The organism is Pseudomonas sp. B20 (genome assembly GCF_020515755.1).
GTDB lineage: Bacteria > Pseudomonadota > Gammaproteobacteria > Pseudomonadales > Pseudomonadaceae > Aquipseudomonas > Aquipseudomonas syringae.
The window spans coordinates 171,595-195,411 of record NZ_JAHPJG010000006.1; the positions used below are offsets into that span (position 1 = coordinate 171,595).

25 protein-coding genes and 1 tRNA gene are annotated in these 23,817 nt (G+C 58.2%); 3 read left to right on the forward strand and 23 right to left on the reverse strand.

All coding sequences use genetic code 11. The annotated features are described in order from the left end of the window. Positions 1-46: 46 nt before the first annotated feature. The 16 genes from LIX91_RS08750 to thrS form a co-directional block, all read right to left on the reverse strand. Positions 47-1,669 carry a methyl-accepting chemotaxis protein gene (locus tag LIX91_RS08750; RefSeq protein ID WP_226488358.1) on the reverse strand — a complete coding sequence of 541 codons (1,623 nt, stop codon included), beginning with the start codon at positions 1,667-1,669 and terminating at the stop codon, positions 47-49. Positions 1,670-2,254: 585 nt separating this feature from the next. Then, on the reverse strand, positions 2,255-3,577 hold the full coding sequence (locus LIX91_RS08755) for an MFS transporter (protein ID WP_226488359.1): 1,323 nt from the start codon (positions 3,575-3,577) through the stop codon (positions 2,255-2,257). An 83-nt stretch (positions 3,578-3,660) separates the two neighbouring features. Continuing rightward, positions 3,661-4,539: an SMP-30/gluconolactonase/LRE family protein gene (locus tag LIX91_RS08760; RefSeq protein ID WP_226488360.1), complete on the reverse strand. Its 879-nt coding sequence runs from the start codon at positions 4,537-4,539 to the stop codon at positions 3,661-3,663. A 47-nt stretch (positions 4,540-4,586) separates the two neighbouring features. Continuing rightward, positions 4,587-5,519: a 3-keto-5-aminohexanoate cleavage protein gene (locus LIX91_RS08765; protein ID WP_003432995.1), complete on the reverse strand. Its 933-nt coding sequence runs from the start codon at positions 5,517-5,519 to the stop codon at positions 4,587-4,589. A 90-nt stretch (positions 5,520-5,609) separates the two neighbouring features. Then, on the reverse strand, positions 5,610-6,398 hold the full coding sequence (locus tag LIX91_RS08770) for an SDR family oxidoreductase (protein WP_103695407.1): 789 nt from the start codon (positions 6,396-6,398) through the stop codon (positions 5,610-5,612). Further along, a complete protein-coding gene (locus tag LIX91_RS08775) occupies positions 6,395-7,117 on the reverse strand; it encodes a GntR family transcriptional regulator (RefSeq protein ID WP_226488361.1) in 723 nt (240 codons plus the stop codon). Before LIX91_RS08775 ends, LIX91_RS08770 begins: the two co-directional genes overlap by 4 nt. 309 nt (positions 7,118-7,426) lie before the next feature. Then, entirely contained in the window at positions 7,427-7,705 is a 279-nt protein-coding gene (locus tag LIX91_RS08780) for a hypothetical protein (RefSeq protein ID WP_017277853.1), read from the reverse strand. A 385-nt stretch (positions 7,706-8,090) separates the two neighbouring features. Beyond that, positions 8,091-8,167, reverse strand: a tRNA-Pro gene (locus LIX91_RS08785). An 88-nt stretch (positions 8,168-8,255) separates the two neighbouring features. Beyond that, the gene (locus tag LIX91_RS08790) at positions 8,256-8,612 is read right to left on the reverse strand and encodes a MerR family transcriptional regulator (RefSeq protein WP_003315559.1); all 357 of its coding nucleotides are present in this window, start codon (positions 8,610-8,612) and stop codon (positions 8,256-8,258) included. Beyond that, positions 8,593-8,895: an integration host factor subunit alpha gene (gene ihfA, locus LIX91_RS08795; protein WP_002553164.1), complete on the reverse strand. Its 303-nt coding sequence runs from the start codon at positions 8,893-8,895 to the stop codon at positions 8,593-8,595. Before ihfA ends, LIX91_RS08790 begins: the two co-directional genes overlap by 20 nt. Positions 8,896-8,898: 3 nt before the next feature. Next, positions 8,899-11,277, reverse strand: coding sequence for a phenylalanine--tRNA ligase subunit beta (gene pheT, locus LIX91_RS08800; protein ID WP_226488362.1), 2,379 nt, complete (start codon positions 11,275-11,277; stop codon positions 8,899-8,901). A gap of 27 nt (positions 11,278-11,304) precedes the next feature. Then, on the reverse strand, positions 11,305-12,321 hold the full coding sequence (gene pheS, locus LIX91_RS08805) for a phenylalanine--tRNA ligase subunit alpha (RefSeq protein WP_003367019.1): 1,017 nt from the start codon (positions 12,319-12,321) through the stop codon (positions 11,305-11,307). 104 nt (positions 12,322-12,425) lie between these two features. After that, positions 12,426-12,782: a 50S ribosomal protein L20 gene (gene rplT, locus LIX91_RS08810; RefSeq protein ID WP_002553161.1), complete on the reverse strand. Its 357-nt coding sequence runs from the start codon at positions 12,780-12,782 to the stop codon at positions 12,426-12,428. Positions 12,783-12,811: 29 nt separating this feature from the next. Next, positions 12,812-13,006: a 50S ribosomal protein L35 gene (rpmI, locus tag LIX91_RS08815; RefSeq protein ID WP_002553160.1), complete on the reverse strand. Its 195-nt coding sequence runs from the start codon at positions 13,004-13,006 to the stop codon at positions 12,812-12,814. Between the two features lie 60 nt (positions 13,007-13,066). Continuing rightward, positions 13,067-13,618: a translation initiation factor IF-3 gene (gene infC, locus LIX91_RS08820; RefSeq protein WP_170846037.1), complete on the reverse strand. Its 552-nt coding sequence runs from the start codon at positions 13,616-13,618 to the stop codon at positions 13,067-13,069. Next, on the reverse strand, positions 13,618-15,540 hold the full coding sequence (gene thrS / locus LIX91_RS08825; RefSeq protein ID WP_100072082.1) for a threonine--tRNA ligase: 1,923 nt from the start codon (positions 15,538-15,540) through the stop codon (positions 13,618-13,620). Before thrS ends, infC begins: the two co-directional genes overlap by 1 nt. Positions 15,541-15,890: 350 nt before the next feature. Here thrS and LIX91_RS08830 point away from each other — a divergent pair, with 350 nt between their 5' ends. Both LIX91_RS08830 and LIX91_RS08835 read left to right on the forward strand, forming a co-directional pair. After that, positions 15,891-16,196 (forward strand): hypothetical protein, encoded by a 306-nt coding sequence (locus tag LIX91_RS08830; protein ID WP_003416229.1) that lies wholly within the window; start codon positions 15,891-15,893, stop codon positions 16,194-16,196. A gap of 295 nt (positions 16,197-16,491) precedes the next feature. Next, positions 16,492-16,704: a cold-shock protein gene (locus tag LIX91_RS08835; RefSeq protein ID WP_003315566.1), complete on the forward strand. Its 213-nt coding sequence runs from the start codon at positions 16,492-16,494 to the stop codon at positions 16,702-16,704. Between the two features lie 65 nt (positions 16,705-16,769). On the opposite strand, the gene LIX91_RS08840 is transcribed toward LIX91_RS08835, so the two are convergent. Further along, complete coding sequence (locus LIX91_RS08840) at positions 16,770-17,111, reverse strand: lipoprotein (RefSeq protein ID WP_011267468.1); 342 nt, start codon at positions 17,109-17,111, stop codon at positions 16,770-16,772. 309 nt (positions 17,112-17,420) lie between these two features. Between LIX91_RS08840 and LIX91_RS08845 the strand changes: the two genes are divergently transcribed. Next, positions 17,421-17,615 (forward strand): hypothetical protein, encoded by a 195-nt coding sequence (locus LIX91_RS08845; RefSeq protein ID WP_011267467.1) that lies wholly within the window; start codon positions 17,421-17,423, stop codon positions 17,613-17,615. 22 nt (positions 17,616-17,637) lie between these two features. Here the strand turns inward: LIX91_RS08845 and LIX91_RS08850 are convergent, their stop codons facing one another. From LIX91_RS08850 to LIX91_RS08875, 6 genes are all read right to left on the reverse strand, one after another. Beyond that, positions 17,638-18,663, reverse strand: coding sequence for a nucleoside hydrolase (locus tag LIX91_RS08850; protein ID WP_003319093.1), 1,026 nt, complete (start codon positions 18,661-18,663; stop codon positions 17,638-17,640). Between the two features lie 196 nt (positions 18,664-18,859). After that, on the reverse strand, positions 18,860-19,264 hold the full coding sequence (gene rbsD, locus LIX91_RS08855; protein WP_003320864.1) for a D-ribose pyranase: 405 nt from the start codon (positions 19,262-19,264) through the stop codon (positions 18,860-18,862). Beyond that, entirely contained in the window at positions 19,261-20,181 is a 921-nt protein-coding gene (gene rbsK / locus LIX91_RS08860) for a ribokinase (RefSeq protein ID WP_103751059.1), read from the reverse strand. The genes rbsD and rbsK overlap by 4 nt, the downstream gene beginning before the upstream one ends. A 30-nt stretch (positions 20,182-20,211) precedes the next feature. Then, positions 20,212-21,228, reverse strand: coding sequence for a LacI family DNA-binding transcriptional regulator (locus LIX91_RS08865; protein ID WP_004410165.1), 1,017 nt, complete (start codon positions 21,226-21,228; stop codon positions 20,212-20,214). Between the two features lies 1 nt (position 21,229). Next, positions 21,230-22,222, reverse strand: coding sequence for an ABC transporter permease (locus LIX91_RS08870; protein WP_003416223.1), 993 nt, complete (start codon positions 22,220-22,222; stop codon positions 21,230-21,232). Next, positions 22,219-23,772 (reverse strand): sugar ABC transporter ATP-binding protein, encoded by a 1,554-nt coding sequence (locus LIX91_RS08875; protein WP_226488363.1) that lies wholly within the window; start codon positions 23,770-23,772, stop codon positions 22,219-22,221. Before LIX91_RS08875 ends, LIX91_RS08870 begins: the two co-directional genes overlap by 4 nt. Positions 23,773-23,817 lie beyond the last annotated feature (45 nt).

The window sequence follows — 23,817 nt, forward strand, 5'->3', positions numbered from 1 at the left end:
CGGTTTTTTCAGCAGGGTGACCCTGCTGCTGATGCGCTTTCAGACCTTAAAGCCGAAACTTGCCCACTTCCGTCTGCAGGCTGATGGCGAGGGTCTTCAGGCCGCCGCTGGTCTTGAGCAGTTCCTGAACCGACATGTTGTTCTGTTCAGCCATTTGCGCGGAGCGCTCGACGTTACGTGCGACATCCTGGCTGGCTGCGGTTTGCTCACGCAGCGCGAAGGATATCTGGTCGACCACCTGCAGAACCTTGCCCGAACTGTCGCGAATCTCGATGATCGCCTGACCGGCAGTGCCCGCCATTTCCACGCCTTCGTTCACTTCCTGAACGCCGCTGCGCATGCTCTCGACGGTTTCCCGCACGCCCGCCTGAATTTTCTCGATCATCCCGGCGATTTCCTTGGTGGACTTGCCGGTGTTCTGCGCCAACAGGCGTACTTCGTCTGCAACCACTGCGAAGCCACGCCCCTGTTCACCGGCACGAGCAGCCTCGATGGCAGCGTTGAGGGCCAGCAGGTTGGTCTGGTCGGCAATGCCCTGAATCACGCTGACGATCGATGAAATGTGCTCGGAGTGCTGACCCAGGCCTGCGACCTGAGTAGAGGAAAGCTGCACGGTCCGGGCGATGCCATTCATGCTGGACAAGGTGTTTTCGATGACCTGCGCACCATCCTTCGACTGTTGCCCAGAGCGACTGGCGAGTTCATGCGCCTCATCGGCGTTTTCGGAAACGTGATGGATGCTGACGGTCAGTTCTTCGATAGTAGCCGCCATCGCCGAGGCGGACGTCGACTGTTCCTGGATCGCACCGGACAGTTGCTCGGAGGCACCGGAAATCTGTTGCACGGCGACGACCAGTTGATTGGCGGCCTGGCTGATCTGTTGAATCATCTCGCGCAGGCGATTCTGCATACGATCAAAGGCTTTCGGCAGTTCGTCGTGGCTGCTGGTATCGATCACAGTGTCCAGCTTGCCATTGGCAATTGCCGTTGCGGCATCAATGGCCAGCTGCAAACGCGCCGTGGTACTGCGCCCCAATACAGCGGCAAGGATCATCGCGAGAACAGCCGCGGCCAGGCCGCCGCACATCAGGATCAGGATCGCCAAATGCTTGGCGTCCGTCATGTCCTGGCTACGCTGAACCAGCAACTTCTGCTCGGCACCGCTGATCTCGGCAAGTAAAGCGCGCATGCTGTCCATCTTGGCCTTGTCGGCACCCGAGGTGATGCGTGCATCCAGTTCATCATCAGGCATATTGCGTGCAGTCAGATCGCGGCGCAGGGCGATGATCGGATTGACATCTTCGTCAAGCCAGCGCTTCTGGGTGTCACCCAGAGCAGCCAGGCGGCGCTGCTGTTCCGCATTGTCAGCTGTCAGACGCTTGAGCGAATCGAGCTCTTCGGTGAAGCGCTTCTGCCCCGCCACCAATGGCTCAAGGAAGGCATCCTTAGAGGCGATGACAAAGCCGCGCATCCCGGTTTCGATATTGATCAGCTGTTCAAGAGCAAGTTGCGCTTCACTCAGCACCTGATAGGTATGCACATTGCTGTTGGTGGCCTCTTCGACCTGCTCAAAGCCCCTGTAAGCACTCGCGACCAGAACGGCGATAAATACGATGATCGCGGCAAAGCTGAAGTAAAGCTTTTGCGAGATACTGAGTTTGCTGAACATGATGTCGATCCTGAACATAGCCGTTCCATGGCTTGCATGATGGGCGCTATCACTCGTAAAAAATGGGATGAACCAACTTTTATGATTGATGTCATTGAGATACTACTCATGTCGCCCGCCAGCTCGGTAACTTTAGAGGCTGCAAGTCTTCCGAACCTGAATAAAGGCTCTAATTGACATTAAGCTTATGATATTTAAGGATAAAAAATTTTTATTACACTTGGCATTTCATCCTCCCGCACAGCATAGAAAATTGACGCCTGAGGATTTCTGACGTCAAAATTTTTAACCGCGCTAGTAAGATATTGCCTGATTGAGACAGGTTAGATGTCGCTGAAAAACAAGTGATTTAGGGAAAAAGTAATACTTTATTCTTTCTTGTTGAATCGGCTTAACCACCCGAAAAGCGCTTTCTGCCACTCTTGAGAGGGACATTTTCTGGTTGATACGGGGACAGAATTGAAGCGCTTGCGCTGTCTTTCCGGTCCCCGCAGGCTGACGCATCAGTCCAGATACCAAGCGTCATTACATCGTTACTTCCCGTTCAGGAAGTTCAGAACCTGGGCGCCCTCCCTCGCCCCCCCCTCACACGCTACGCTGCACCGTCAGCAGCTCCGGGCGGTGAGAAAACAGTTGCAAAAACGCCCCGCCCAACGCGCAACCGGCCATGACGAAAAAGCACACGGTATAACCGCTGAGGCTGGTCCAGCCGCCGCCCATGGAAATCAGCGTTCCCATCAGCACCGGGGCAATACCGCCGCCGATGAACATCGCCGTGGTGATGATCCCGTTGGCTGTGGAGGTCGCCGAAGGCTGTGCCGAGTCGGAAGCGACTGCGTAGTAGATGGGCCAGACGGCATTGGCCACCAGGCCGAAAAGCAACTGCACGACGATGACGATCAGGATGGTGTTGGCGAAGTAAAAGGCCCCGACACTGACCGCCATCCATATGCCACAAATGATCAAGGTGATGCGCCGGCCGATGATGTCCGACAGCGAAGGCCAGATCAGTTGCCCGAGGATACCGGTCAGGGTGAACACCACGCTCATTCCCGCCGACTCGGCCAGCGACAGGTTAAGGATGTTGTACAGATAGGCTGGCAGGACAATGTTGACGCCCATGTACACCACTTGCGTGAGCAGGGTGTTACCGGCAGTCAGGGCGATATTGCGGTTACTCAGCGTCGCCTTCACCGACTTCCAGACCTGGCCTTTTACATTGGTTGACGGCGTGCTGTCCGGTGGGGTCATGCCTTTGGCAGCGATGTCCACGTACAGCTGGGTGATGCGCTCGGCCGTCGAGTAGCGTGCCCAGAAGATCATCAATGGCAGTGCTACCACGAAGGCGAAGAAGAACACATAACGCCAGTTTTCCTCACCGTAGGTGCTGATCACGAAACTGGCGACGATGCCGCTGAGCATCGCGCCGATGGGGTAACCGGTATGGTGCGCGCCCAAGGCAAAACCGCGACGTTCTACTGGCCACCACTCGGCAGTATTACTGACACCGACAGGCTCGCCCCAGCCAGCGCCCAGATTCACCCCGACCCGCAAAGCGATGAAACTGGCGAGGCTGCCACTCAATGCCTTGAATCCCGACAGAAACGACAGCGCGGTGTAACCCAGTACCAACGGCACCTGAAAGCGCGCCCGCTTCCACCCTCCGCCGTAGCGATCGCTCCAGATGGAGCCGGGAATATCGAGAACGGCCAGCGCCAGCATGACCACCGTCGCCACCGTCCCCCACTGGTCCGCAGACAGGTCGAAATGCTTGGAAATCGTCGGACCCAGGCGCAAGACGATCTCGCGATCGTAAGCGTTCAAAATCCAGATCATCCAGCAGACCAGCAATGACACCCACGAAAAACGATGAATCTTGCCCAGCGATGCGTTCTTGTTATTTGGCATGGGAAATCTCCAGGCGTGCTGCACACGCCCCAGCGAGAAAGGGTCCAGTCGTCCTTAACGTTCAGGTTCGGTCTGTCGGCGGGTTAACTGGCAAAGCGCCGCTCGGCGATGCCTTTCACACTCAGCCCGGTGATGGCGAACAGGGCACCGCGCTGCTGGCCATCTTCCGGAAAGCGCGGCAACGGCGGCTTGGCCATGGAGGTGACAAACAGTGTGTCCAGATTCGAGCCGCCGAAGGTCAGACTGGTCACTTTTTTCACCGGCATGTCGATGATGCGATCCACCTGCCCGTCAGGGGTGTAACGCACCAGCTTTCCGGCATACACCAGCGCTTGCCACAGACAGCCTTCGGCGTCCACGGTGCAGCCATCCGCCGCGCCTCCGCCTGAGGTGTCGACCTTGGCAAACGTACGCCTGTTGGCGACTGCGCCGCTGGCATTGTCGTAATCGTAGGCCCAGATTTCCCCCGACCAGGTGTCGGCGAAATAAAAGGTTTCCCCGCCCGGACTCCAGCAAGGGCCGTTGGACACGATGATGCCTTCATCCAGGGTGTGCAGGCTCAGGTCCGCATCGAGGCGATACAGCTTCGCGCTGGCCTGATCCTCCTGCGTGTCCATCGAGCCCACGATGAACCGGCCCTGCCGATCGACCTTGCCATCATTGAGGCGATTGTTCGGCAAACCGGGCTCAGGGTCGACGATCAGCTCGAGATCGCCGCTCGGCAGGTCAAGGTTGTAGATACCGGTCTGCAACGCGACAAGCGCCGCGTCGCCATGCTTGCGCAGGGCCATGGAACCGATTTTCTGACCGACATCCCAGGCGCGCAGTTCACGCCCGTCGTCCGTGCAGCGCAGGACGCGGCCGTCGAAGCTGTCGATCCAGTACAGGCGCTGTTGCTCGACATCCCAGACCGGGCCTTCGCCCAGCGTGGTCTTTACGTCGACAACGATTTCGATACGCATTTTTCACCTCTGTCTTGTTGTTATTGAGATGACACATTTTGCGGCGACTAGAAATTAACCTTGTCCTGCCCCTTCAGATCGAGCATTTCACGGGCTTGGTCAGGCGTTGCCACCTGCCCGCCCAGCGCTTCGATCACCGTGCGAATACGCTTGACCTGATCGGCATTGGACGCCGCCAGCTTGCCCGGTCCGTCCCACAGCGAATCCTCCAGACCGACCCGCACATGACTGCCCATCGACAGGCCCATGGTGCCCAGCGGAATCTGATTGCGACCGGCCCCCAGGATCGACCACTGATAGGCATCGCCAAACAGGCGGTCAGCCGTACGGCGCATGTGCGCCAGGTCTTCAGGATGCCCGCCGATACCGCCGCGCAAACCGAATACAGACTGGATGAAGATCGGCGCCTTGAGCAACCCACGCTGCAGGAAGTGTGCTGCGGTATACAGATGACCGATGTCGTAGCATTCAATTTCAAAGCGCGTGCGGTTCTCGGCACAGGTATTGAGGATGTGCGCGATGTCGCGGAAGGTGTTGCGGAAGATCCGGTCGTCGCTGTCGGCCAGATAGGGACGCTCCCAGTCGTGCTTGAATTCACTGTAGCGATCCAGCATTTCGTAAAGCCCGAAGTTCATTGACCCCATGTTCAACGAGGCGAGTTCCGGCTTGAGCTGCGCGACCGGTTGCAAGCGCTCTTCCACGCCCATGGTCGGCGCGCCACCGGTGGTGATATTGATCACCACGTCGCTCTTGGCCTTGATCTGCGGCAGGAATTGCCGAAACAGATCGACATCCTGACTGGGCCTTCCGTCATGTGGGTCGCGGGCGTGCAAATGAACGATCGAGGCCCCGGCCTCGGCGGCACCGATGGCTGCATCGGCGATTTCCTGCGGCGTGATCGGCAAATGAGGCGACATCGACGGCGTGTGAATTGCACCCGTGACGGCGCAGGTAATGATGACCGGACGTTTTTTGGGCATGAGCATTCTCCATTCTTGTTGTTGGCGAGAAGTCTGATGTGGAACATGACGCGGACGACGTCCGGTCATCGTTGCTATCGGGCCGAATCCTTAAAGGTATTCGACGTTGCCATCCACACTGATGGCCTGCCCCGTGACGTTGCGGGCGGCGGGCGAGCATAAAAAGAGTGCCATCGCCGCAACGTCCTCGGCCGTGACCATGCGCTTGAGCGAGATCTTTTTCAGATACTCCTCGCGCATCGCCTCCTCCGGCACGTTCATCTGTTGCGCACGGGCCCGAATCACTCCGTCCATGCGCGGACCTTCGACGATACCCGGCAGCAAGGCATTGACGCGGATATCACTTTCACCCAACTCGGAAGCCAGCGACTTCATCAGCCCGACAATCGCCCATTTGGTCGCGGCATACGGAGTGCGCCAGGCATAGCCCAGGCGACCGGCGACCGAGGCGATATGGATCAGGTGAGCGTTGGGCGAGGCCTTGAGCAACGGCACCGCGTGATGAGCGAAGCGGTACTGCCCGGTGAGATTGATGTCGATGGTGCGCTGCCACTCTTCTTCGCTGATTGCATCGATGCCCGCCGTCGGCCCGGCGATCCCGGCGTTGTTGATCAGCACATCGAGACCATCGAAGCGTGCGCGCTGCACCCTGAACACCGCCTCGATCTGCGCCGGATCAGCGACGTCTGCGAGGGTGGCGACGCTGCCTGGATGGCGATCGAGGAATGCCGCGATGGCCGCCGCGCTGACATCGCAAACGTGTACCTTTGCCCCCGCTTCCAGATAGGCCGCCGCCAATACCTCACCGATCCCGGCTGCACCGCCGGAAATCAGGACACGCAGCCCTGCATAGGGAACCAGCCGATTGAGAACACTCATGCTTTTTTCACTCCCGAGACACGCGACCTGGAGCGGTCGCTCTTTGCGATCAGGCGCGTCAGAGAGTCGGCAGCCTGCATGATGTCGTCGGTGACAGCTGCACGAGCCGCCGCCCCATCACGCGCCGCCAACGCCTCGACGATACGGTTGTGCGCCTCCATCGAACGCTGAAGATGCGCCCGGTCAGGCGCAACCAGCGCGAAACACGGGCCGATGTGCAGCCAGAAATTCTCCACTGCTGCAACGATCAGCTCAGCCTTGGCCACCGCATAAATGCGTCGATGAAAGGCAAAGTTGGTCCACAGATAAAGGGCTACATCAACGCTGTCGGCAGCCTTCTGCATCTGCCCGCAGAGCTGGCTGATGTCGGCAAGATCGGCGTCGTTGATCAGAACCACCGCTTTCTCGGCCAACAGACCTTCCAGCGCAACCCGCGCATCGCGAATCTCGCGCAGCCGCTCCGGAGTCATCATGGGCACGCGCAGCCGGGCGGTTTCGGTGACTTCGAAGGCGTTCTCGGCGCTAAGACGATTCAAGTCCTCGCGCACCGGCATCGGACTGGAGCCTAGCGCCTCGGCAAGACCACGAATCGTCAGCTTCTGACCCGGCTGAAAGCGCCCGCTCATAAGTGCTTCACGGATCTGCCGGTAGACCTGGTCCTGGAGGGTATCGCGAGAAACCTGGCGCATGGGCGGCAGGAGGATGGGACGGTCTGTCATGGGGAGTGACTCATATTGGCTTTCTTATAGAGCAAATATGTGATCACAAATAACATATGTCAAATTGTTTTTTTAGGGGTGGTGGGCACCTTAGTCGGAGCTCGCGTCGCAGGCACACGCGCAAAGCGTTGGTGCAGGGGAACGTCGCCACGGCTTTTAGGTAACAGCTATTGGCTATTCCGAGTGGCTGGATGACGACGCTGGCACGGGGCTGTGCCTGTTATAAAAAGCGACAGGCCTTTTATGTGCAAGCAAGCAGCGCGAGAAGGTTTCAGCCCTCAATACCGCGTTTTACATAGGTCGTAAGGTTCAAAGCCAAGCGAATAAAAACTTGATATTGATGCCGATGACAATCAACGCCGTCAGCAGACCGGGTAAACGCCAAAGGCCAAGCAGCAGAAACAGGAAAGGATTTAAAAGGCCTATCAGAATCAGGACAACCGTGTGGATCCCCGAGCCTTCCGAACCAAGCAGGTCCCAAATCAGCACCCCCACCCATATCGCCCAACACGCATACATGGTTATACCGTCGACCCGGTAAAAGGCACGCTTGAAAGCACTTCCCAAGGTATCGGAATCATTGAGCATCAGTGCATCCATACATAAATCGATCTGCGCGATAGTAGCTGAACCGAATCGCGAAGCTCCAATACCCTTCTCAAACTGAGTCTCAGCGGCGGAGTGACGTCATGCCAATGCGTGAAAAGTGGGAGCGTCAGATCAGCAGGGGAATGTGATTGACTGGGCCTGACAGCACCGCTTAATCGTTCCATGAAATGGTTTTCGAACGGGACCAAGCTCGGATACTGGATATCTGATGGATGCTGCAAACATGGTGTCAGCAATTGACTCGCGTGGGCCGGGTCTGACATTTTTGAAAAGGAGGCAGGCATGAAAAACCAACGAGTCACTCAAAACTCACGAACATGAAAAAGCCCAATCTTCTCAGATTGGGCTAAGTCATTGAATTATATGGTCGGGACGGAGTGATTCGAACACTCGACCCCTAGCACCCCATGCTAGTGCGCTACCGGACTGCGCTACGCCCCGACTAGGCGTGTATCTGTTTTGCAACCTGCGAAAACGTTGAGGAATATACCCTAAGCATTTGAATTTTGGAAGTATCCTGACTGCTCAATTACGCCTTGAGCATGACGAGTACGTCTTCCAGCTCCGCAATCATCTCGCGGATCATCTGCTTGTACTGCTGGGTGTCATCCTTCGGTTCACCGCTGGTGAGACGAAGTCGGGCGCCACCGATGGTGAAGCCCTGATCGTACAGCAGGCCGCGGATCTGGCGGATCATCAGCACGTCCTGGCGCTGATAATACCGACGGTTTCCGCGTCGTTTCACGGGGTTGAGTTGAGGAAACTCCTGCTCCCAATAACGCAGAACGTGCGGTTTTACCGCGCAGAGCTCGCTGACCTCACCAATGGTGAAGTAGCGTTTGCCGGGGATCGGCGGCAGCTCGTCGTTATGACTTGGTTCCAGCATATGCCTCAACTCGGGCCTTCAGCTTCTGCCCTGGACGAAAGGTGACCACACGGCGCGCCGTAATCGGAATCTCTTCACCGGTCTTGGGATTTCTCCCAGGCCGCTGGCGCTTGTCTCGAAGGTCGAAGTTGCCGAAACCTGACAACTTCACCTGCTCGTTATCTTCCAGAGCGTGCCTGATTTCTTCAAAAAACAGTTCGACCAGTTCCTTGGCTTCCCGTTTATTCAGGCCCAGCTCTTCGTACAGACGTTCGGCCATCTCAGCTTTCGTCAGAGCCCCCATACGCTACTTCCTTAACGTGGCGTTTAACCTCTCCTCAAGCGAGGTGAGGATAGCAAGTGTCGTTGCGTTTACCTCATCGTCATTAAGAGTGCGTGATGGATGCTGCCAGGTCAAGCCGACTGCAAGGCTTTTTCTATGCGGATCAATGCCTTTACCCTGGTAAACATCAAATAACCTGAGGTCTGTGAGCCACTCGCCTGCATTTTCACGAATAACGTCCAGAACCGCACTGGCCGAAACATCCTGATCGGCCAGCAGCGCCAGGTCGCGGCGCACTTCAGGGAAGCGCGACAGCTCGTGGAATTTCGGCAGACGGCCGGTCGCCACTTCCGCCAGAACCAGCTCGAAAACAAACACCGGGCGATCCAGGCCGAGGGTTTTCGACAGTTCCGGATGAATGGCGCCCAGGAAACCGACTTCACGGCCATCACGCTCGATGCGAGCCGTCTGGCCTGGGTGCAAGGCAGGATGCTGACCCGGCGCGAAGATGAACTCGCCCAACGCACCGGCAAAGCCCAGAACCGCTTCGACATCAGCCTTGACGTCGAAGAAATCGACCACGTCGCGACCTTGCGCCCAGCCTTCCGGCAAGCGGCTGCCGCAGACCACGCCAGCGAGCATCGGCTCTTGCTTCAAGCCGTCGAGCTGACCGACGAAGCGCAGGCCGCTTTCGAACATGCGTACGCGATCCTGCTGGCGGTTGAGGTTGTGCTGCAGGGCTTTGACCAGACCCGGCCACAACGAGGCGCGCATGGCCGCCATGTCATTGGAGATCGGGTTGGCCAGCAGCAACGGCTTGGCGCCCGGCGAGAAAAGCTCGAACCATTTCGGGTCGATGAAGCTGTAGGTGATCGCCTCCTGATAACCGCGGGCAACCAGCAGGCGGCGCAGCTCAGGCAGATCGCCCTTGGCTTCAGCCTTGGCCTGGGGAGCCAGACGGGCTTGCGGGTAGCGAACCGGCAGACGGTTGTAGCCGTAAAGACGCGCCAGCTCTTCGATCAGGTCGACTTCAAGGCTGATGTCGAAACGATGACTTGGCACTTCGACACGCCATTGCCCTTCAGCTTCGGCAGTCACAGCCAGACCGAGACCTTTCAGCAGGCGTTCGATTTCGGCGTTCTCGATCACCAGACCGAGCATCTGCTCGACGCGGCTGGCGCGCAGCGTAACCGGGGCGATCGACGGCAAATGCTGCTCGCTGACCACTTCGATCACGGGGCCGGCTTCGCCACCAGTGATTTCCAGCAGCAGGCCAGTGGCCCGCTCCATGGCTTCTCGGGCCAGTTGCCAGTCCACACCACGCTCGTAGCGGTGCGAAGCGTCGGTATGCAAACCATAGGAACGCGCCTTGCCGGCCACCGAAATGGTGTCGAAGAACGCGCTTTCCAGGAAAATATCGCGGGTACCGGCAGTCACACCGCTGTGCTCGCCACCCATGACACCGGCGATTGCCAGCGCGCGCTGGTGATCGGCAATGACCAGCGTGTCGGCACGCAGGCTGACTTCCTGACCATCGAGCAAAACGAGCTTCTCGCCCTCCTCGGCCATGCGCACACGAATCCCGCCGTTGATTTCGGCCAGATCAAACGCATGCAGAGGCTGACCCAGCTCCAGCATCACGTAGTTGGTGATGTCGACAGCGGCATCGATGCTGCGCACGTCGGAACGACGCAGACGCTCGACCATCCACAGCGGGGTCGGACGCGACAGGTCGACATTGCGGATCACACGGCCCAGGTAGCGCGGGCATGCAGCCGGAGCCAATACTTCCACCGGACGCACTTCATCGTGCACAGCGCTGACAGCAGCGACCTGCGGACGGGTGACTTCAGCGGCGTACAGCGCACCGACTTCACGCGCCAGACCGGCCACCGACAGGCAGTCGCCACGGTTCGGGGTCAGGTCGACCTCGATGCTGGCATCGTCCAGGCTCAGATAGACACGAATGTCCTGGCCAACCGGCGCATCAGCAGCCAGTTCCATCAGGCCATCATTGCCCTCGCCGGCCTGCAACTCGGCAGCCGAACACAACATGCCGTTGGACTCGACGCCGCGCAGCTTGGCTTTCTTGATCTTGAAATCGCCGGGAAGCTCGGCGCCGATCATGGCGAATGGAATTTTCAGGCCCGGACGCACATTTGGCGCACCACAGACAACCTGAAAGGTCTCGCTGCCATTGCTGACCTGACACACGCGCAGCTTGTCGGCATCGGGGTGTTGCTCGGTGCTCAGCACCTCACCCACCACCACGCCGCTGAAAACGCCGGCGGCCAGCGTCACGCTGTCAACCTCAAGACCGGCCATCGACAGACGAGCAACCAGCTCGTCGCGGGAAACCTGCGGGCTTACCCAGCCGCGCAGCCATTGTTCACTGAATTTCATCCTGCTCTCCTGAAAGGTTCGTACGACTTAGCGAAATTGCGCGAGGAACCGCAAATCGTTGTCGAAGAACAGGCGCAAATCATTGACGCCGTAACGCAGCATGGCCAGACGCTCTACGCCCATGCCGAACGCAAAGCCCTGAAACTCTTCAGGATCGATGCCGGACATGCGCAGCACGTTCGGGTGGACCATGCCGCAACCCATGACTTCAAGCCAGCCGGTCTGCTTGCAGACGCGGCAGCCCTTGCCACTGCACATGACGCATTCCATATCCACTTCCGCCGAGGGCTCGGTGAACGGGAAATACGAAGGACGGAAGCGCACGGCCAGCTCTTTCTCGAAGAACACACGCAGGAACTCTTCGATGGTGCCTTTCAGATCGGCAAAATTGATGTCGCGATCGACCAGCAGACCTTCGATCTGGTGGAACATCGGCGAGTGGGTGATATCCGAGTCGCTACGGTACACACGGCCTGGGCAGACGATGCGGATCGGCGGCTGCTGCGATTCCATGGTGCGTACCTGTACCGGCGAGGTGTGGGTGCGCAGCAGCATGTTCGCGTTGAAATAGAAGGTGTCGTGCATCGACCGGGCCGGGTGGTGGCCTGGGATGTTGAGCGCCTCGAAGTTATGGTAATCGTCTTCCACTTCAGGGCCTTCGGCGATGCCGTAGCCGATGTGCGTGAAGAACTGTTCGATACGTTCCAGAGTACGGGTAATCGGGTGCAGACCACCTGAGGTCTGACCGCGGCCCGGCAGGGTCACATCGATGCATTCGGCCGCGAGCCTGGCAGTCAGTTCTGCCTGCTCAAACGATGCCTTGCGTGCATTGAGAACCTCTGTGACACGTTCCTTGGCAACGTTGATCAGCGCACCGACTTGCGGACGCTCTTCAGCTGGCAGGTTCCCCAGGGTCTTCATCACCTGAGTCAACTCGCCTTTCTTGCCGAGGTAGTGAACCCGGATTTGCTCCAGGGCATTGATATCTTCGGCGCTTTGCACAGCCTCAAGAGCTTGAGAGACCAGCGCGTCCAGGTTTTCCATGTACAGACTCCAGATACAAAATAGGGGAAGAGCTGAAGGCTCTTCCCCTATTTATGACGTTTAACACCGACCCCGGAGAACCGGGGCAAGTGATTGTCGGGGACTTAGGCCAAGGTGGCTTTAGCTTTCTCGACAATCGCAGCAAACGCCGCTTTTTCGTTCACTGCCAGATCAGCCAGAACCTTACGGTCGATCTCGATGGACGCTTTTTTCAGGCCGGCAATGAAACGGCTGTAGGACAGACCGTTAACACGAGCACCAGCGTTGATACGAGCGATCCACAGAGCGCGGAACTGACGTTTTTTCTGACGACGGTCACGGTAGGCGTATTGGCCTGCCTTGATTACCGCTTGCTTGGCAACACGGAATACGCGTGAACGCGCGCCGTAGTAGCCTTTTGCAAGTTTCAGAATTTTTTTGTGACGCTTACGGGCAATGACGCCACGCTTTACACGAGCCATGAGTTACTTCCTCTATATCTTGATCAAAATTAACGAAGGCGCAGCATGCGCTCGACTTTTGCCACGTCAGACGGATGCAGCAAGCTGCTACCGCGCAATTGACGCTTACGCTTTGTCGACATTTTGGTCAGGATGTGGCTCTTGAAAGCGTGCTTGTGCTTGATGCCGTTGGCGGTTTTCAAAAACCGCTTAGCTGCACCACTTTTAGTCTTCATCTTTGGCATGTTCGGATACTCCGCATTCAGTTGATAAATATAACCGCAAGGCCTGCCGTGCCCTGGTGGTTATTTCTTCTTTTTCGGGGCGATGACCATGATCAGCTGGCGTCCTTCCATCTTAGGATGCTGTTCGACGGAACCGTATTCGAGCAGGTCACCTTCAACCCGCTTCAACAGCTCCATACCCAGCTCCTGGTGGGCCATCTCACGACCGCGGAATCTCAACGATACCTTGGCCCTGTCCCCGTCACTCAGGAAACGTACCAGGTTGCGTAGTTTTACCTGGTAATCCCCTTCCTCCGTCCCTGGACGAAACTTGATTTCTTTAACCTGGATCTGCTTCTGGTTCTTCTTCGCTGCAGCAACCTGCTTCTTCTTCTCGAAGATCGATTTGCCGTAATCCATCACACGGCAGACCGGAGGGACTGCGTCGGCAGAAATCTCTACCAGATCCAGCTTCGCCTCTTCGGCAATACGAAGCGCTTCATCAATCGAGACGATGCCAATCTGCTCGCCGTCAGCGCCAATTAAACGAACCTCGCGGGCCGAGATATTTTCATTGATCGGGGCCTTGGGTGCAGCTCGTTTATCTTGTCTCATTTCACGCTTAATAATAATTACTCCGTATCTTGGCGACCACGCCGGGAAACCGCTTGTGCGAGGAATTCAGCGAATTGGGCGACCGGCATCGAGCCAAGGTCAGCGCCTTCACGTGTACGCACAGCGACAGTTTGCATTTCAACCTCCCGATCTCCAATCACGAGGAGATAAGGAACCTTGAGCAAAGTATGCTCACGGATTTTAAAGCCGATCTTTTCATTTCTCAAGTCGGACTTGGCACGAAACCCGCTTTCGGCCAGAGTTTTTTCCACTTCGAGGGCAAAATCGGCCTGTTTGTCAGTGATATTCATGATCACTGCCTGGGTAGGCGCCAGCCAGGCCGGGAATGCGCCTTCGTAATGCTCGATCAGAATGCCGATGAAACGCTCGAAGGATCCAAGAATCGCGCGGTGCAACATGACCGGATTCTTGCGACTGTTGTCTTCCGACACGTACTCGGCACTCAGGCGGATCGGCAGATTGAAGTCCAGCTGCAAGGTGCCGCACTGCCATACCCGACCGAGACAATCCTTGAGGGAGAACTCGATTTTCGGACCGTAGAACGCGCCTTCGCCCGGCTGCAGGTCATAAGGCAGACCTGCGCTGTCGAGTGCGGAAGCCAGCGCCGATTCGGCGCGATCCCAAAGCTCGTCGGAGCCTACACGCTTTTCAGGGCGAGTGGACAATTTGAGTTCGATATCCTTGAAACCGAAATCGGCGTAGACATCCAGCGTCAGCTTGATGAACGCGGCGGACTCGGCCTGCATCTGGTCTTCGGTACAGAAGATGTGCGCATCGTCCTGGGTGAAGCCGCGCACACGCATGATGCCGTGCAAGGCGCCCGACGGCTCGTTACGGTGACAGGCACCGAACTCGGCCAGACGCATCGGCAGCTCGCGGTAGCTCTTCAGGCCCTGATTGAACACCTGCACGTGGCAAGGGCAGTTCATCGGCTTGATCGCGTAGTCGCGGCTTTCGGACTCGGTGGTGAACATGTTGTCGGCGTAGTTGGCCCAGTGCCCGGATTTTTCCCAGAGCGAGCGATCAACTACTTGCGGAGTCTTGATCTCGAGGTAGCCGTTTTCACGCTGCACTTTGCGCATGTACTGCTCGAGCACCTGGTACAGGGTCCAGCCCTGCGGGTGCCAGAAGACCATGCCCGGCGCTTCTTCCTGGGTATGGAACAGGCCAAGACGCTTGCCGATCTTGCGATGGTCACGTTTTTCGGCTTCTTCGATGCGCAGAACGTAGGCAGCCAGCTGCTTCTTGTCAGCCCAGGCGGTGCCGTAGACACGCTGCAGCTGCTCGTTTTTGGCATCGCCACGCCAGTAGGCGCCAGACAGCTTGGTCAGCTTGAATGACTTCAGGAAACGCGTGTTCGGCACGTGCGGACCGCGGCACATGTCGACGTATTCTTCGTGGTAATACAGGCCCATGGCCTGCTCGTTCGGCATCTCTTCGACCAGGCGCAGCTTGTAATCTTCGTGACGGGCGGTGAACACCTCGATCACTTCAGCGCGCGGGGTGACTTTCTTGATGACGTCGTAATCTTTTTCGATCAACTGCTGCATGCGCTGCTCGATCGCCGCCATATCGTCAGGCGTGAACGGGCGCTCGTAGGCGATATCGTAATAGAAACCGTCGTCGATCACCGGGCCGATGACCATTTTTGCAGTCGGATACAACTGCTTGACCGCGTGCCCTACCAGGTGAGCGCAAGAGTGACGGATGATTTCCAGTCCTTCCTGATCCTTGGGGGTGATGATCTGCAGGCTGGCATCGTTTTCGATCAGGTCGCAGGCGTCGACGAGCTTGCCGTCGACCTTGCCGGCGACGGTGGCCTTGGCCAGACCGGCACCGATTGAGAGCGCGACATCGGCTACGGAAACCGCATGATCGAATGAACGTTGACTGCCGTCGGGAAGAGTAATAGTTGGCATGGCGCCTCCTCTCCTAGTGGTGACCCCTACCAAAGGTCACGTGGGTTGGGATGAGCCAGTACGTGATCCGGTGGTATGCCTGCCTCACAGTGGCAGGAGCCTTGGGGCCAACCTTGAACCGAACCAGATGACTGGAATGTACGAAAAAACCTGCCTGCGCAGCACCAAAAGCCACTGGCCATGGGGCGCTTGAAAATAACAGGACGCGCATCCTACCACAGCCAGGCCGACCGGGATGCACATCCACGCAAATGAAATGGAATTAGCATGCCGCCTGAACTGGCAGGCTTCATGGGCGTCAGAAACCATCGAGACCCCGAACGTTTTTTCCAGCAATTAAGGAGAACACCATGAAGTTTTCACGCCTGACCAGCCTTCTCGTCTGCAGCGCCGCCCTCATCCCGCTGGGTGCTCACGCCGCGATGGACGGAGCGACACGCACTACCTTCACTCAGGAATGCGTGGCTGCGGCCAAGAAACAGGGGCTGAATGACAAGACCGCCGCGACTCACTGCGAATGCGGTGCAAAACAGGTGGACAGTCATTTCACCGACAAGGAAATAGCCTCGCTCAAGGACACCAAGGCAGCACCTCCCGCTGCATTGACGGCAAAACTGCAAAAACTGGTCGCAGAGAACTGCACAGCGACAAAATAATCATTTTTTTCAGCCGGGGTAAAACGCACGTGCCAAGCACTGATAGCAGTTGGCCCCGGCTCTTCTGAAAGCCATTGAAATCATGGCTTTAAGCGCCATTGGTAAAGCCTGTTCTGTACTGGGTCTGGCACCTCGGAGGGCGGTTTGCAGAGTATGGTGAACTGCATATACGGGACCTTTACGCAAAGCGCCCACCTTAATAGCTGTTTTTTTGCCCATTTCGACTATGATAGCCCGGTGTGCCCAGTTGGCCTGAGCAGCACGTTACTGAAAATTATGTTTCTGGAGATACACCATGTCTAATCGCCAAACCGGCACCGTAAAATGGTTCAACGATGAAAAAGGCTTCGGCTTTATCACTCCACAAGGTGGCGGTGACGACCTGTTCGTACACTTCAAAGCAATCCAGAGCGACGGTTTCAAAAGCCTGAAAGAAGGCCAGACCGTTACTTTTGTTGCTGCTAAAGGCCAGAAAGGCATGCAGGCAGAAGAAGTTCAGGTGGCCTGATTCACCTGACACAAAAAAACCCCGTCACTGACGGGGTTTTTTTATGCGTAAAAGAAAGTACCGACTCAGCCGCAATTGATCCGGGTGACCTTACCCGAAGCATCGGTATTGACGTTTACCCGCTCGGATCGGTATTCCAGCGTGACCATGTCGTCAGGACCGAGAATGCGCGCATCCTGCGAGCCGGAACGGGCGCGGACTTGAGAAAGGAGGTCTATGGACGCCTGCTTGCCAATGGCGAACTGGGCAAGTCCTGCATCACAGCGGCCAGGTATCGCGTTGCTGGCTGGCGCGTCGGCCTTGACGGGCGCTTCAGCACTGGCACTGCTATCAGAAGCCGTACTGCTGCAGCCTGCCATCAATGAAGCCACGACCATAAAACCCAATGTTGCGAATTTCCGGGGCATACACCCTCCTCTGCCAATGAACATTTCCAGACCTGTCCGACCGCGCCTGGACGCGTTGGTTGCACGATCCGACCGAGATGCATTGCGTAACCTGTTGATCTGTCTGGAACGGGAGTCTGCCTTGGCATGACACAGGACGCGCGAGGAAATCGTCACAAAACGTTTATCGCCGGAGTTCATTGAACCGGGCTATCAGGATCATATGTAAGTAGAAGTGTCAAAATACGCGCGGGATGGTTTACTGCCAGAGACACAAGCGCCGGGAAGCGAGCAACGTGTGCGTGACCCTTCACTGGAGATCAGACAGACATGACAGCCATAACCCTAGACGCGGACATCAAGGCCAGATGGCCTCAGGGCCACTGCTCGCACAGCCCGGGGAACCCGGAAGAACTGATGATCATCGCAGTCGACCTGCTGATCAAGGAACTGGGCACCGAGGGTGCCCGTGCCTTCATCAGCCAGGTGCTGAGCCGCTATGCCGCAGCGGGACTGCCCGCCTGACACGCGGCTTCAGGATGCGGGATTACTTGAGACGCGCCAGACGCTCGGTCAGCAGATCGAAGAACCCCTGAGCGTCGCCGTTCTCGACCCAGAATACGTTCTGCGGCTGCTTGAGTGTGCCGTACCAGTCGGCCACTGTCTGACCGAAACCGATCCCTTCACGAGTGTCTACCGCCACGTTGATCTGCCTTCCGGAAAACAACTCGGGCTTGAGCAGCCAGGCAATCACGCTGGCATCGTGTACCGGTCCGCCGGGCAAACCGTAATGCTCCATGTCCAGCTTGACGTATTCATTGAGAATGCCGTCCACCAGCTTGCCAGCATTGTTGCCCAATGCGGCGATCTGCTTGAGGCGCTGTTCGCTGGTGAGAATCTTGTGGGTCACATCCAGCGGCACGTACGTCAGCTTCACACCACTGGCCAGAACGATCTGCGCGGCGTGCGGGTCGGCGAACAGATTGAATTCGGCAACCGGAGTGATATTACCGCCGTTGAAATGCGCGCCGCCCATGACCACCACTTCCTTGATGCCCTGGGTGATTTCCGGAGCCTGCACCAGCGCCAGCGCCAGGTTGGTCTGCGGGCCGAGCATGGCGATGGTGATGCTGTGCGGCTTGGCCTTGCTCAGGGTGCGAATGAGGTAATCGACGGCATTGCCTTCGGCCAGCCCCTTGGCGGGTTCATGCACGGGCACACCCGGCAAACCTTCCTGACCGTGAACGTTCTCGGCATAGATCGGTGTACGCACCAGCGGCTTGGGCGCACCGGCATACACAGGCACCTCTTCGCGCCCGGCCCACTCCCGCGCCAGCCTGGCGTTGCGCGAGGTCTTGTCGAGCCGCACATTGCCGGCCACCGTGGTGATAGCCATCACGTTGAGCTCTTCAGGTGACGCCAACGCCAGCAACAACGCAACGACGTCGTCCGCACCTGGATCGGTATCGATGATCAGATCGCGCTTTTCAGCCGCCTGTACAGCAGCAGTACCGAGAATGGACAAGAGCAACGCTCCACGAATGAACTGTCTGGAAAACTGTATCAATGTCATATGAAACTCCCTTTCTTGAATAACTAGGCTTTTTGCGAAAAGTCGGCGAGCGAAGGTCAGGCAAGGCAAAAACAGGCGAGGACCGGCCGGGGTCGCGCTCGACTCTACGTGTTGTAAATGAGCATTCTGATCGGACTCGCGCACGAGCCTGTTTTTAACGCAGTATCACCGAGCGCAGCCACTTTTTGCACATAGCCTAGAAGACGACTCCGGACACCAGCGCCACATTACTGTACGGCTGACATTCTCCGGTACGGATGATTGCCTTGGCTTTGCGACTCAAGACCTTGAGGTCTTCATGGCTTATCCAGCGTTGTTGCCCCAACTGGTCGTCGAGATTCAGGCTTTCGATCACCTGCAGCGCAGGTGGCTTGACCTCGGCCATTTCGCTGGCCAGCACATGGCTTTCAACCTGCATTTCACTCAGCACGACATCCAGCACACTGATGAAATCCGGCACACCGCGGGTCAGCGCGAGGTCGATCAGTTCGACGCCTGCCGGTACTGGCATGCCGGCGTCGACGATCATCAGGATGTCACCGTGACCCAGCGATGCAATCACGCGGGACAGGGCAATATTGAGTAGCGGGGTCTTTTTCATAGCGAATTGAATTCCTGTACTTCCTCAAACGTCGGGATGGACGGCTGGGCACCCGCTCGGGTGACGGAGATGGCCGCCGCAGCCTGACCGAAACGAATTGCCTGCAATTGGTCATGGCCTGCGGACAGCGCCGCCGCAAAACCGCCGACAAAGGTATCACCTGCAGCGGTGGTGTCCACGGCCTGCACACGACGCGCTGGAATATGCTCCATCCCAGACGCATTGGCGAACAGGGTTCCGCGCTCGCCGAGGGTAATGATCACATTGCGCGCGCCGGCCGTCAGCATCGCAGAAGCCGCGTTTTCAGCGGCCGCCGGTGAGTCAACGTTCACACCGGTCAGGGTCTGCGCTTCGCTTTCGTTGGGTATCAGGTAGTCGATCAGGGCATACCAGTTTGCCGGCAAGGGCTCGCTGGCCGGCGCAGGATTGAGAATGACGATCTTGCCCAACTCACGGGCGCGGGCCAAGGTATGGAAAACGGTCTCGGTCGGCACTTCGAGCTGGCAGATGACGATTTGTGAATCCGCCAGCAGCGTGTCGAAGCGCTCGATCAATGCTGGACTGAGCCGACCATTGCCACCGGCCACGATGACAATGGCGTTCTGACTGTTGGCGTCGACCACGATCGAGGCGATACCGGTGGACACGCCCTCAACGACGGTCACCGCCTGGCAATCAATCTGCTCGGCCAGTAGCGCTGCGCGAAGTTGCTCGCCGTAGGCATCGGCCCCGACACAACCGATCATCGCCACGCTGGCGCCCAGACGTGCCGCAGCGACCGCCTGATTCGCGCCCTTGCCGCCCGGCACGGTGTCGAATGTTTCCCCACTCAAGGTCTCGCCGGGACGCGGCAAACGCTGGGCGCGGATGACCAGATCCATGTTCAGACTGCCCACTATCACTATTTTTGCTTGCATGGCTCATTAATCCGTTGCTGTACGTGCGCGTCATTCGTTGGACAAAATGTTTGGCGCTGCCGTGGACTCGCGCACCACGACGCTGGGCGTCACGAGTCTTTTTTCGGCAGGAAGCCCATGGGGTGTGGCGATTCTGCTCAGCAGCATTTCTGCAGCGGTTTCGCCCAGTTGCATGATCGACTGCCCCACGGTGGTGAGCGCCGGATAAACGTAGCGACTCATCTGGATATCATCGAAACCAATCACCGACAGGTCCTGAGGCACGCGAATCAAGCGCTCGGCGGCGGCGCGCAGCACGCCGATGGCAATCACGTCGTTGCCGGCAAAAATCGCCGTCGGCAGGCGTTCTGCCAGCAGCTGGCACGCGGCCTCATGACCGGCAGAACTGGTGAACTCACTGTGCAGCGCCCAGTCGGCCCGGACCTGAACGGACGCCTGCTGCAGGGCGCGCCGATAACCCGCCAGACGCATCTCGGCCACTGTGCTGTGAACTGGCCCGCCGATACAGGCAATGGCGCGATGCCCCAGGTCCAGCAAGTGCCGAGTCGCCAGATAAGCGCCCTGCTCATGGTCGATGCGGATCATGTCGGCATCGATACCGTCCAGTTCCCGGTCAACGATCACCAGCGGCGTACGGACCTCGGCAAGACCACCTGCAATACCGGCGTCGCTACCCACTGAAGAAACAATCAGACCGTCCACGCGCTTTTCCAGCAGCACGCGCAGATAGCCACGCTGTTTCTCCGGATTGTCATCGGAGTTGCAGAGGATCACGCAAAAACCATTGCGCTCGCAGTAATCCTCGATGCCCCGCGCCAGCTCTGCAAAATACGGGTTCATGCCGTTGGGAATCAACAAGCCAATGGTCGAGGTGGTCTTGGCCTTCAGCGAACGCGCCACTGCACTGGGCACATAATCGAGCTGTGCAATGGCGGCTTCAACCTTGAGCCTGACCGGCTCGCTCACCGGCCGGGTCTTGTTCAACACGTGGGAAACCGTGGTGTACGAGATCCCCGCCAGGGCCGCGACATCCTTGATGGTTGCCATATCAGCCCTGGCGCCGAGCCCGATGGCTGCGATAGGTGTCCAGCACCACAGCGATCACGATCACCGCACCGGTGATGATCCGCTTGGTCGGCTCGGTCGCACCGATCTGCGCCAGGCCTGCTGCCAGCACGGAAATGATCAGCACACCGAAAAAGGTGCTGATGATCGAACCGCGTCCGCCCATCAGGCTGGTGCCGCCAATCACCACGGCCGCAATGACCTGCAGTTCAAGCCCGGCACCGGCATTAGGGTCGGCCGCTTCCAGCCTGGATATCTGGAACAGTGCCGCAACACCGGCCAGCAGCCCCATCAGCGAAAACACCAGAATCTTGTAAGGTTTGGGATTGATACCCGCCAGACGCACGGCCTCTTCGTTGGTGCCGATGCCGATCAGGTAGCGACCGAAAACGGTGCGGGTCAGTACCGCCTGAGCGACGAAGATGATCAGCAACGCGATGATGAAGGACGGCGCAATGCCAAAGGCAATCGGATCGGACAGCCAGGCGAACGAATCACCGATGTAGGCGGTACGCGAATTGGTCATCTGATAGGCCGCGCCACGGGCCATTTCCAGCACGCCCAGAGACACGATGAACGAAGGGATGCGCCAGGCGACCGTAATCGAACCGGTGATCGTACCCGCCAGCGTCGCACAGGCAATGCCCAGCAACGCCGCCGGAAACACGCTCCAGCCCCAGCCGAGGATTGCCACACTGACCGCCGAAGCCGCCAGGGCCAGCACCGAGCCGACCGACAGGTCGATGCCGCCGATGATGAGGATCAGCGTCATGCCGACCGACAGCACCATCAGGTCCGGGATCTGGTTAGCCAGCATGCTGAAGGTCTGGTAGGACAGGAAGTGATCGCTGAGCAGCGAGAACAGCACGATCATCACCAGCAACGCGCCGGCCAGCCCGATGTAGGTACCGAGGCCAAGGTAGTTGCCGCCGCGACGGACCGGCGCGGTCAGCGTCGGAGAAGGAGTATTTTTCATGAGTCGTTCCTGGGCGCCGCATCATTGAGCAGCGCGTCACGTTTCTGATAACCGGCGAAGGCAGCGGCCAGCAATTGGTCCTGGGTCCAGCTGTCGCGCTCGAACGTGTCGATCAGGCGACCGGCAGACAGCACGCCGATACGATCACAGATCAGCATCAGCTCGCGCAGATCACTGGAAACCACCACCAGCGCCCTGCCCTGACGGGTCAGTTCGGCCAGCAGCGCGTAGATATCGAACTTGGCACCGATGTCGATGCCCCGTGTCGGCTCGTCGAACAGCATCACCGTGCAGTCACGCTCCAGCCAGCGACCGATCACCACTTTCTGCTGATTGCCACCCGACAGCTCGGAGACCAATTGGCCCGGACTGGAACTGCGAATGCGCATGGCCGCCACCTGGCGCTGCGCCAGTTTCAGCTCATCGTCGCTGTTGACCAAGCCCGCGCTGGAGATCGAATGCATGTTGCCCAGCGCAATGTTGGCGCTGATCGATTGCGACATCAGCAGGCCTTCGCTCTTCCGGTCTTCCGTGATCAGCGCGATACCCTGCTCCACTGCGTCGGATGGCGAGCGAATGCTGACCTTCTGCAGCGGCCTTCCGACTTCAATGTGACCACTGTCGGCGACGTCTGCACCGTAGATCAGGCGCAACAACTCGGTACGCCCGGCACCGATCAGCCCGGAAATACCGAAGATTTCACCTCGACGCACGTCGAAGGACACATCCTGAACCTTGCCGGCGCGACTTAGCCCTTTGACCGACAGCGCCACCTCGCCAATCTGCCGGGCGCCCATGTCGATATGCTCGCCGAGCTCACGGCCGACCATCAGGGTCACCAGTTGCTCACTGTTGTATCGGGCAATCGGCTCGACACACACCAGCTTGCCGTCGCGCAGCACGGCGATGCGCTGGGACACCCTGGCAAGCTCTTCAAGCCGATGGGATATGTAGATGATCGAGACGCCACGTGCCTGCAGTCGGGTGATCTGCTCGAAGAGCATTTCCACTTCGCGCGAGGTGAGCATGGCAGTGGGTTCGTCGAGAATCAGTACGTGACAGTCGCCGATCAGGTTGCGGGCGATCTCGACCATCTGTTGGTGGCCGATCCCCAATTCGCCGACCAGCGTGTCGGGATCAATGGCGTCCAGCCCCACTTGAGCCATGGCCTCGGTCGCGTTTTCGCGCAAGCGCTTGCGGTCGATCCAACCGGCCCTGCGTGGCAGGTCGTGAAGAAACAGATTTTCGGCCACGGTCAGGGTCGGCAGCAGGTTGAGTTCCTGCATGACCATGCGAATGCCGAGTTTTTCGGCCTGGGTACGACTTGCCGGCTGATAAGGCTGGCCCTGGAATTCCATGTTTCCGGTGGTAGGCGTTACCAGCCCGCCGATGATTTTCGACAAGGTGCTTTTACCGGCACCGTTTTCCCCGGTCAGGGCCAGCACTTCGCCACGCATCAACGTCAGGTCGACGTCACCGAGTACGGGCTGTGCGTAGGTTTTGCCGATGCCACTGACCGAAAGAACAGCTGTCTGAGCAGACGCTGACATACATTTCTCCCAGCGCCCGTCCTCTGCGGACGGGCACCTTTACAC

What these genes read in the sequence shown, in the direction of transcription:
- LIX91_RS08750 (WP_226488358.1), bottom strand. Translation starts at nt 1,669, where the DNA reads ATGTTCAGCAAACTCAGTATCTCGCAAAAGCTTTACTTCAGCTTTGCC.
- LIX91_RS08755 (WP_226488359.1), bottom strand. Translation starts at nt 3,577, where the DNA reads ATGCCAAATAACAAGAACGCATCGCTGGGCAAGATTCATCGTTTTTCG.
- LIX91_RS08760 (WP_226488360.1), bottom strand. Translation starts at nt 4,539, where the DNA reads ATGCGTATCGAAATCGTTGTCGACGTAAAGACCACGCTGGGCGAAGGC.
- LIX91_RS08765 (WP_003432995.1), bottom strand. Translation starts at nt 5,519, where the DNA reads ATGCCCAAAAAACGTCCGGTCATCATTACCTGCGCCGTCACGGGTGCA.
- LIX91_RS08770 (WP_103695407.1), bottom strand. Translation starts at nt 6,398, where the DNA reads ATGAGTGTTCTCAATCGGCTGGTTCCCTATGCAGGGCTGCGTGTCCTG.
- LIX91_RS08775 (WP_226488361.1), bottom strand. Translation starts at nt 7,117, where the DNA reads ATGACAGACCGTCCCATCCTCCTGCCGCCCATGCGCCAGGTTTCTCGC.
- LIX91_RS08780 (WP_017277853.1), bottom strand. Translation starts at nt 7,705, where the DNA reads ATGCTCAATGATTCCGATACCTTGGGAAGTGCTTTCAAGCGTGCCTTT.
- LIX91_RS08790 (WP_003315559.1), bottom strand. Translation starts at nt 8,612, where the DNA reads ATGCTGGAACCAAGTCATAACGACGAGCTGCCGCCGATCCCCGGCAAA.
- ihfA (WP_002553164.1), bottom strand. Translation starts at nt 8,895, where the DNA reads ATGGGGGCTCTGACGAAAGCTGAGATGGCCGAACGTCTGTACGAAGAG.
- pheT (WP_226488362.1), bottom strand. Translation starts at nt 11,277, where the DNA reads ATGAAATTCAGTGAACAATGGCTGCGCGGCTGGGTAAGCCCGCAGGTT.
- pheS (WP_003367019.1), bottom strand. Translation starts at nt 12,321, where the DNA reads ATGGAAAACCTGGACGCGCTGGTCTCTCAAGCTCTTGAGGCTGTGCAA.
- rplT (WP_002553161.1), bottom strand. Translation starts at nt 12,782, where the DNA reads ATGGCTCGTGTAAAGCGTGGCGTCATTGCCCGTAAGCGTCACAAAAAA.
- rpmI (WP_002553160.1), bottom strand. Translation starts at nt 13,006, where the DNA reads ATGCCAAAGATGAAGACTAAAAGTGGTGCAGCTAAGCGGTTTTTGAAA.
- thrS (WP_100072082.1), bottom strand. Translation starts at nt 15,540, where the DNA reads ATGCCAACTATTACTCTTCCCGACGGCAGTCAACGTTCATTCGATCAT.
- LIX91_RS08830 (WP_003416229.1), top strand. Translation starts at nt 15,891, where the DNA reads ATGAAGTTTTCACGCCTGACCAGCCTTCTCGTCTGCAGCGCCGCCCTC.
- LIX91_RS08835 (WP_003315566.1), top strand. Translation starts at nt 16,492, where the DNA reads ATGTCTAATCGCCAAACCGGCACCGTAAAATGGTTCAACGATGAAAAA.
- LIX91_RS08840 (WP_011267468.1), bottom strand. Translation starts at nt 17,111, where the DNA reads ATGCCCCGGAAATTCGCAACATTGGGTTTTATGGTCGTGGCTTCATTG.
- LIX91_RS08845 (WP_011267467.1), top strand. Translation starts at nt 17,421, where the DNA reads ATGACAGCCATAACCCTAGACGCGGACATCAAGGCCAGATGGCCTCAG.
- LIX91_RS08850 (WP_003319093.1), bottom strand. Translation starts at nt 18,663, where the DNA reads ATGACATTGATACAGTTTTCCAGACAGTTCATTCGTGGAGCGTTGCTC.
- rbsD (WP_003320864.1), bottom strand. Translation starts at nt 19,264, where the DNA reads ATGAAAAAGACCCCGCTACTCAATATTGCCCTGTCCCGCGTGATTGCA.
- rbsK (WP_103751059.1), bottom strand. Translation starts at nt 20,181, where the DNA reads ATGCAAGCAAAAATAGTGATAGTGGGCAGTCTGAACATGGATCTGGTC.
- LIX91_RS08865 (WP_004410165.1), bottom strand. Translation starts at nt 21,228, where the DNA reads ATGGCAACCATCAAGGATGTCGCGGCCCTGGCGGGGATCTCGTACACC.
- LIX91_RS08870 (WP_003416223.1), bottom strand. Translation starts at nt 22,222, where the DNA reads ATGAAAAATACTCCTTCTCCGACGCTGACCGCGCCGGTCCGTCGCGGC.
- LIX91_RS08875 (WP_226488363.1), bottom strand. Translation starts at nt 23,772, where the DNA reads ATGTCAGCGTCTGCTCAGACAGCTGTTCTTTCGGTCAGTGGCATCGGC.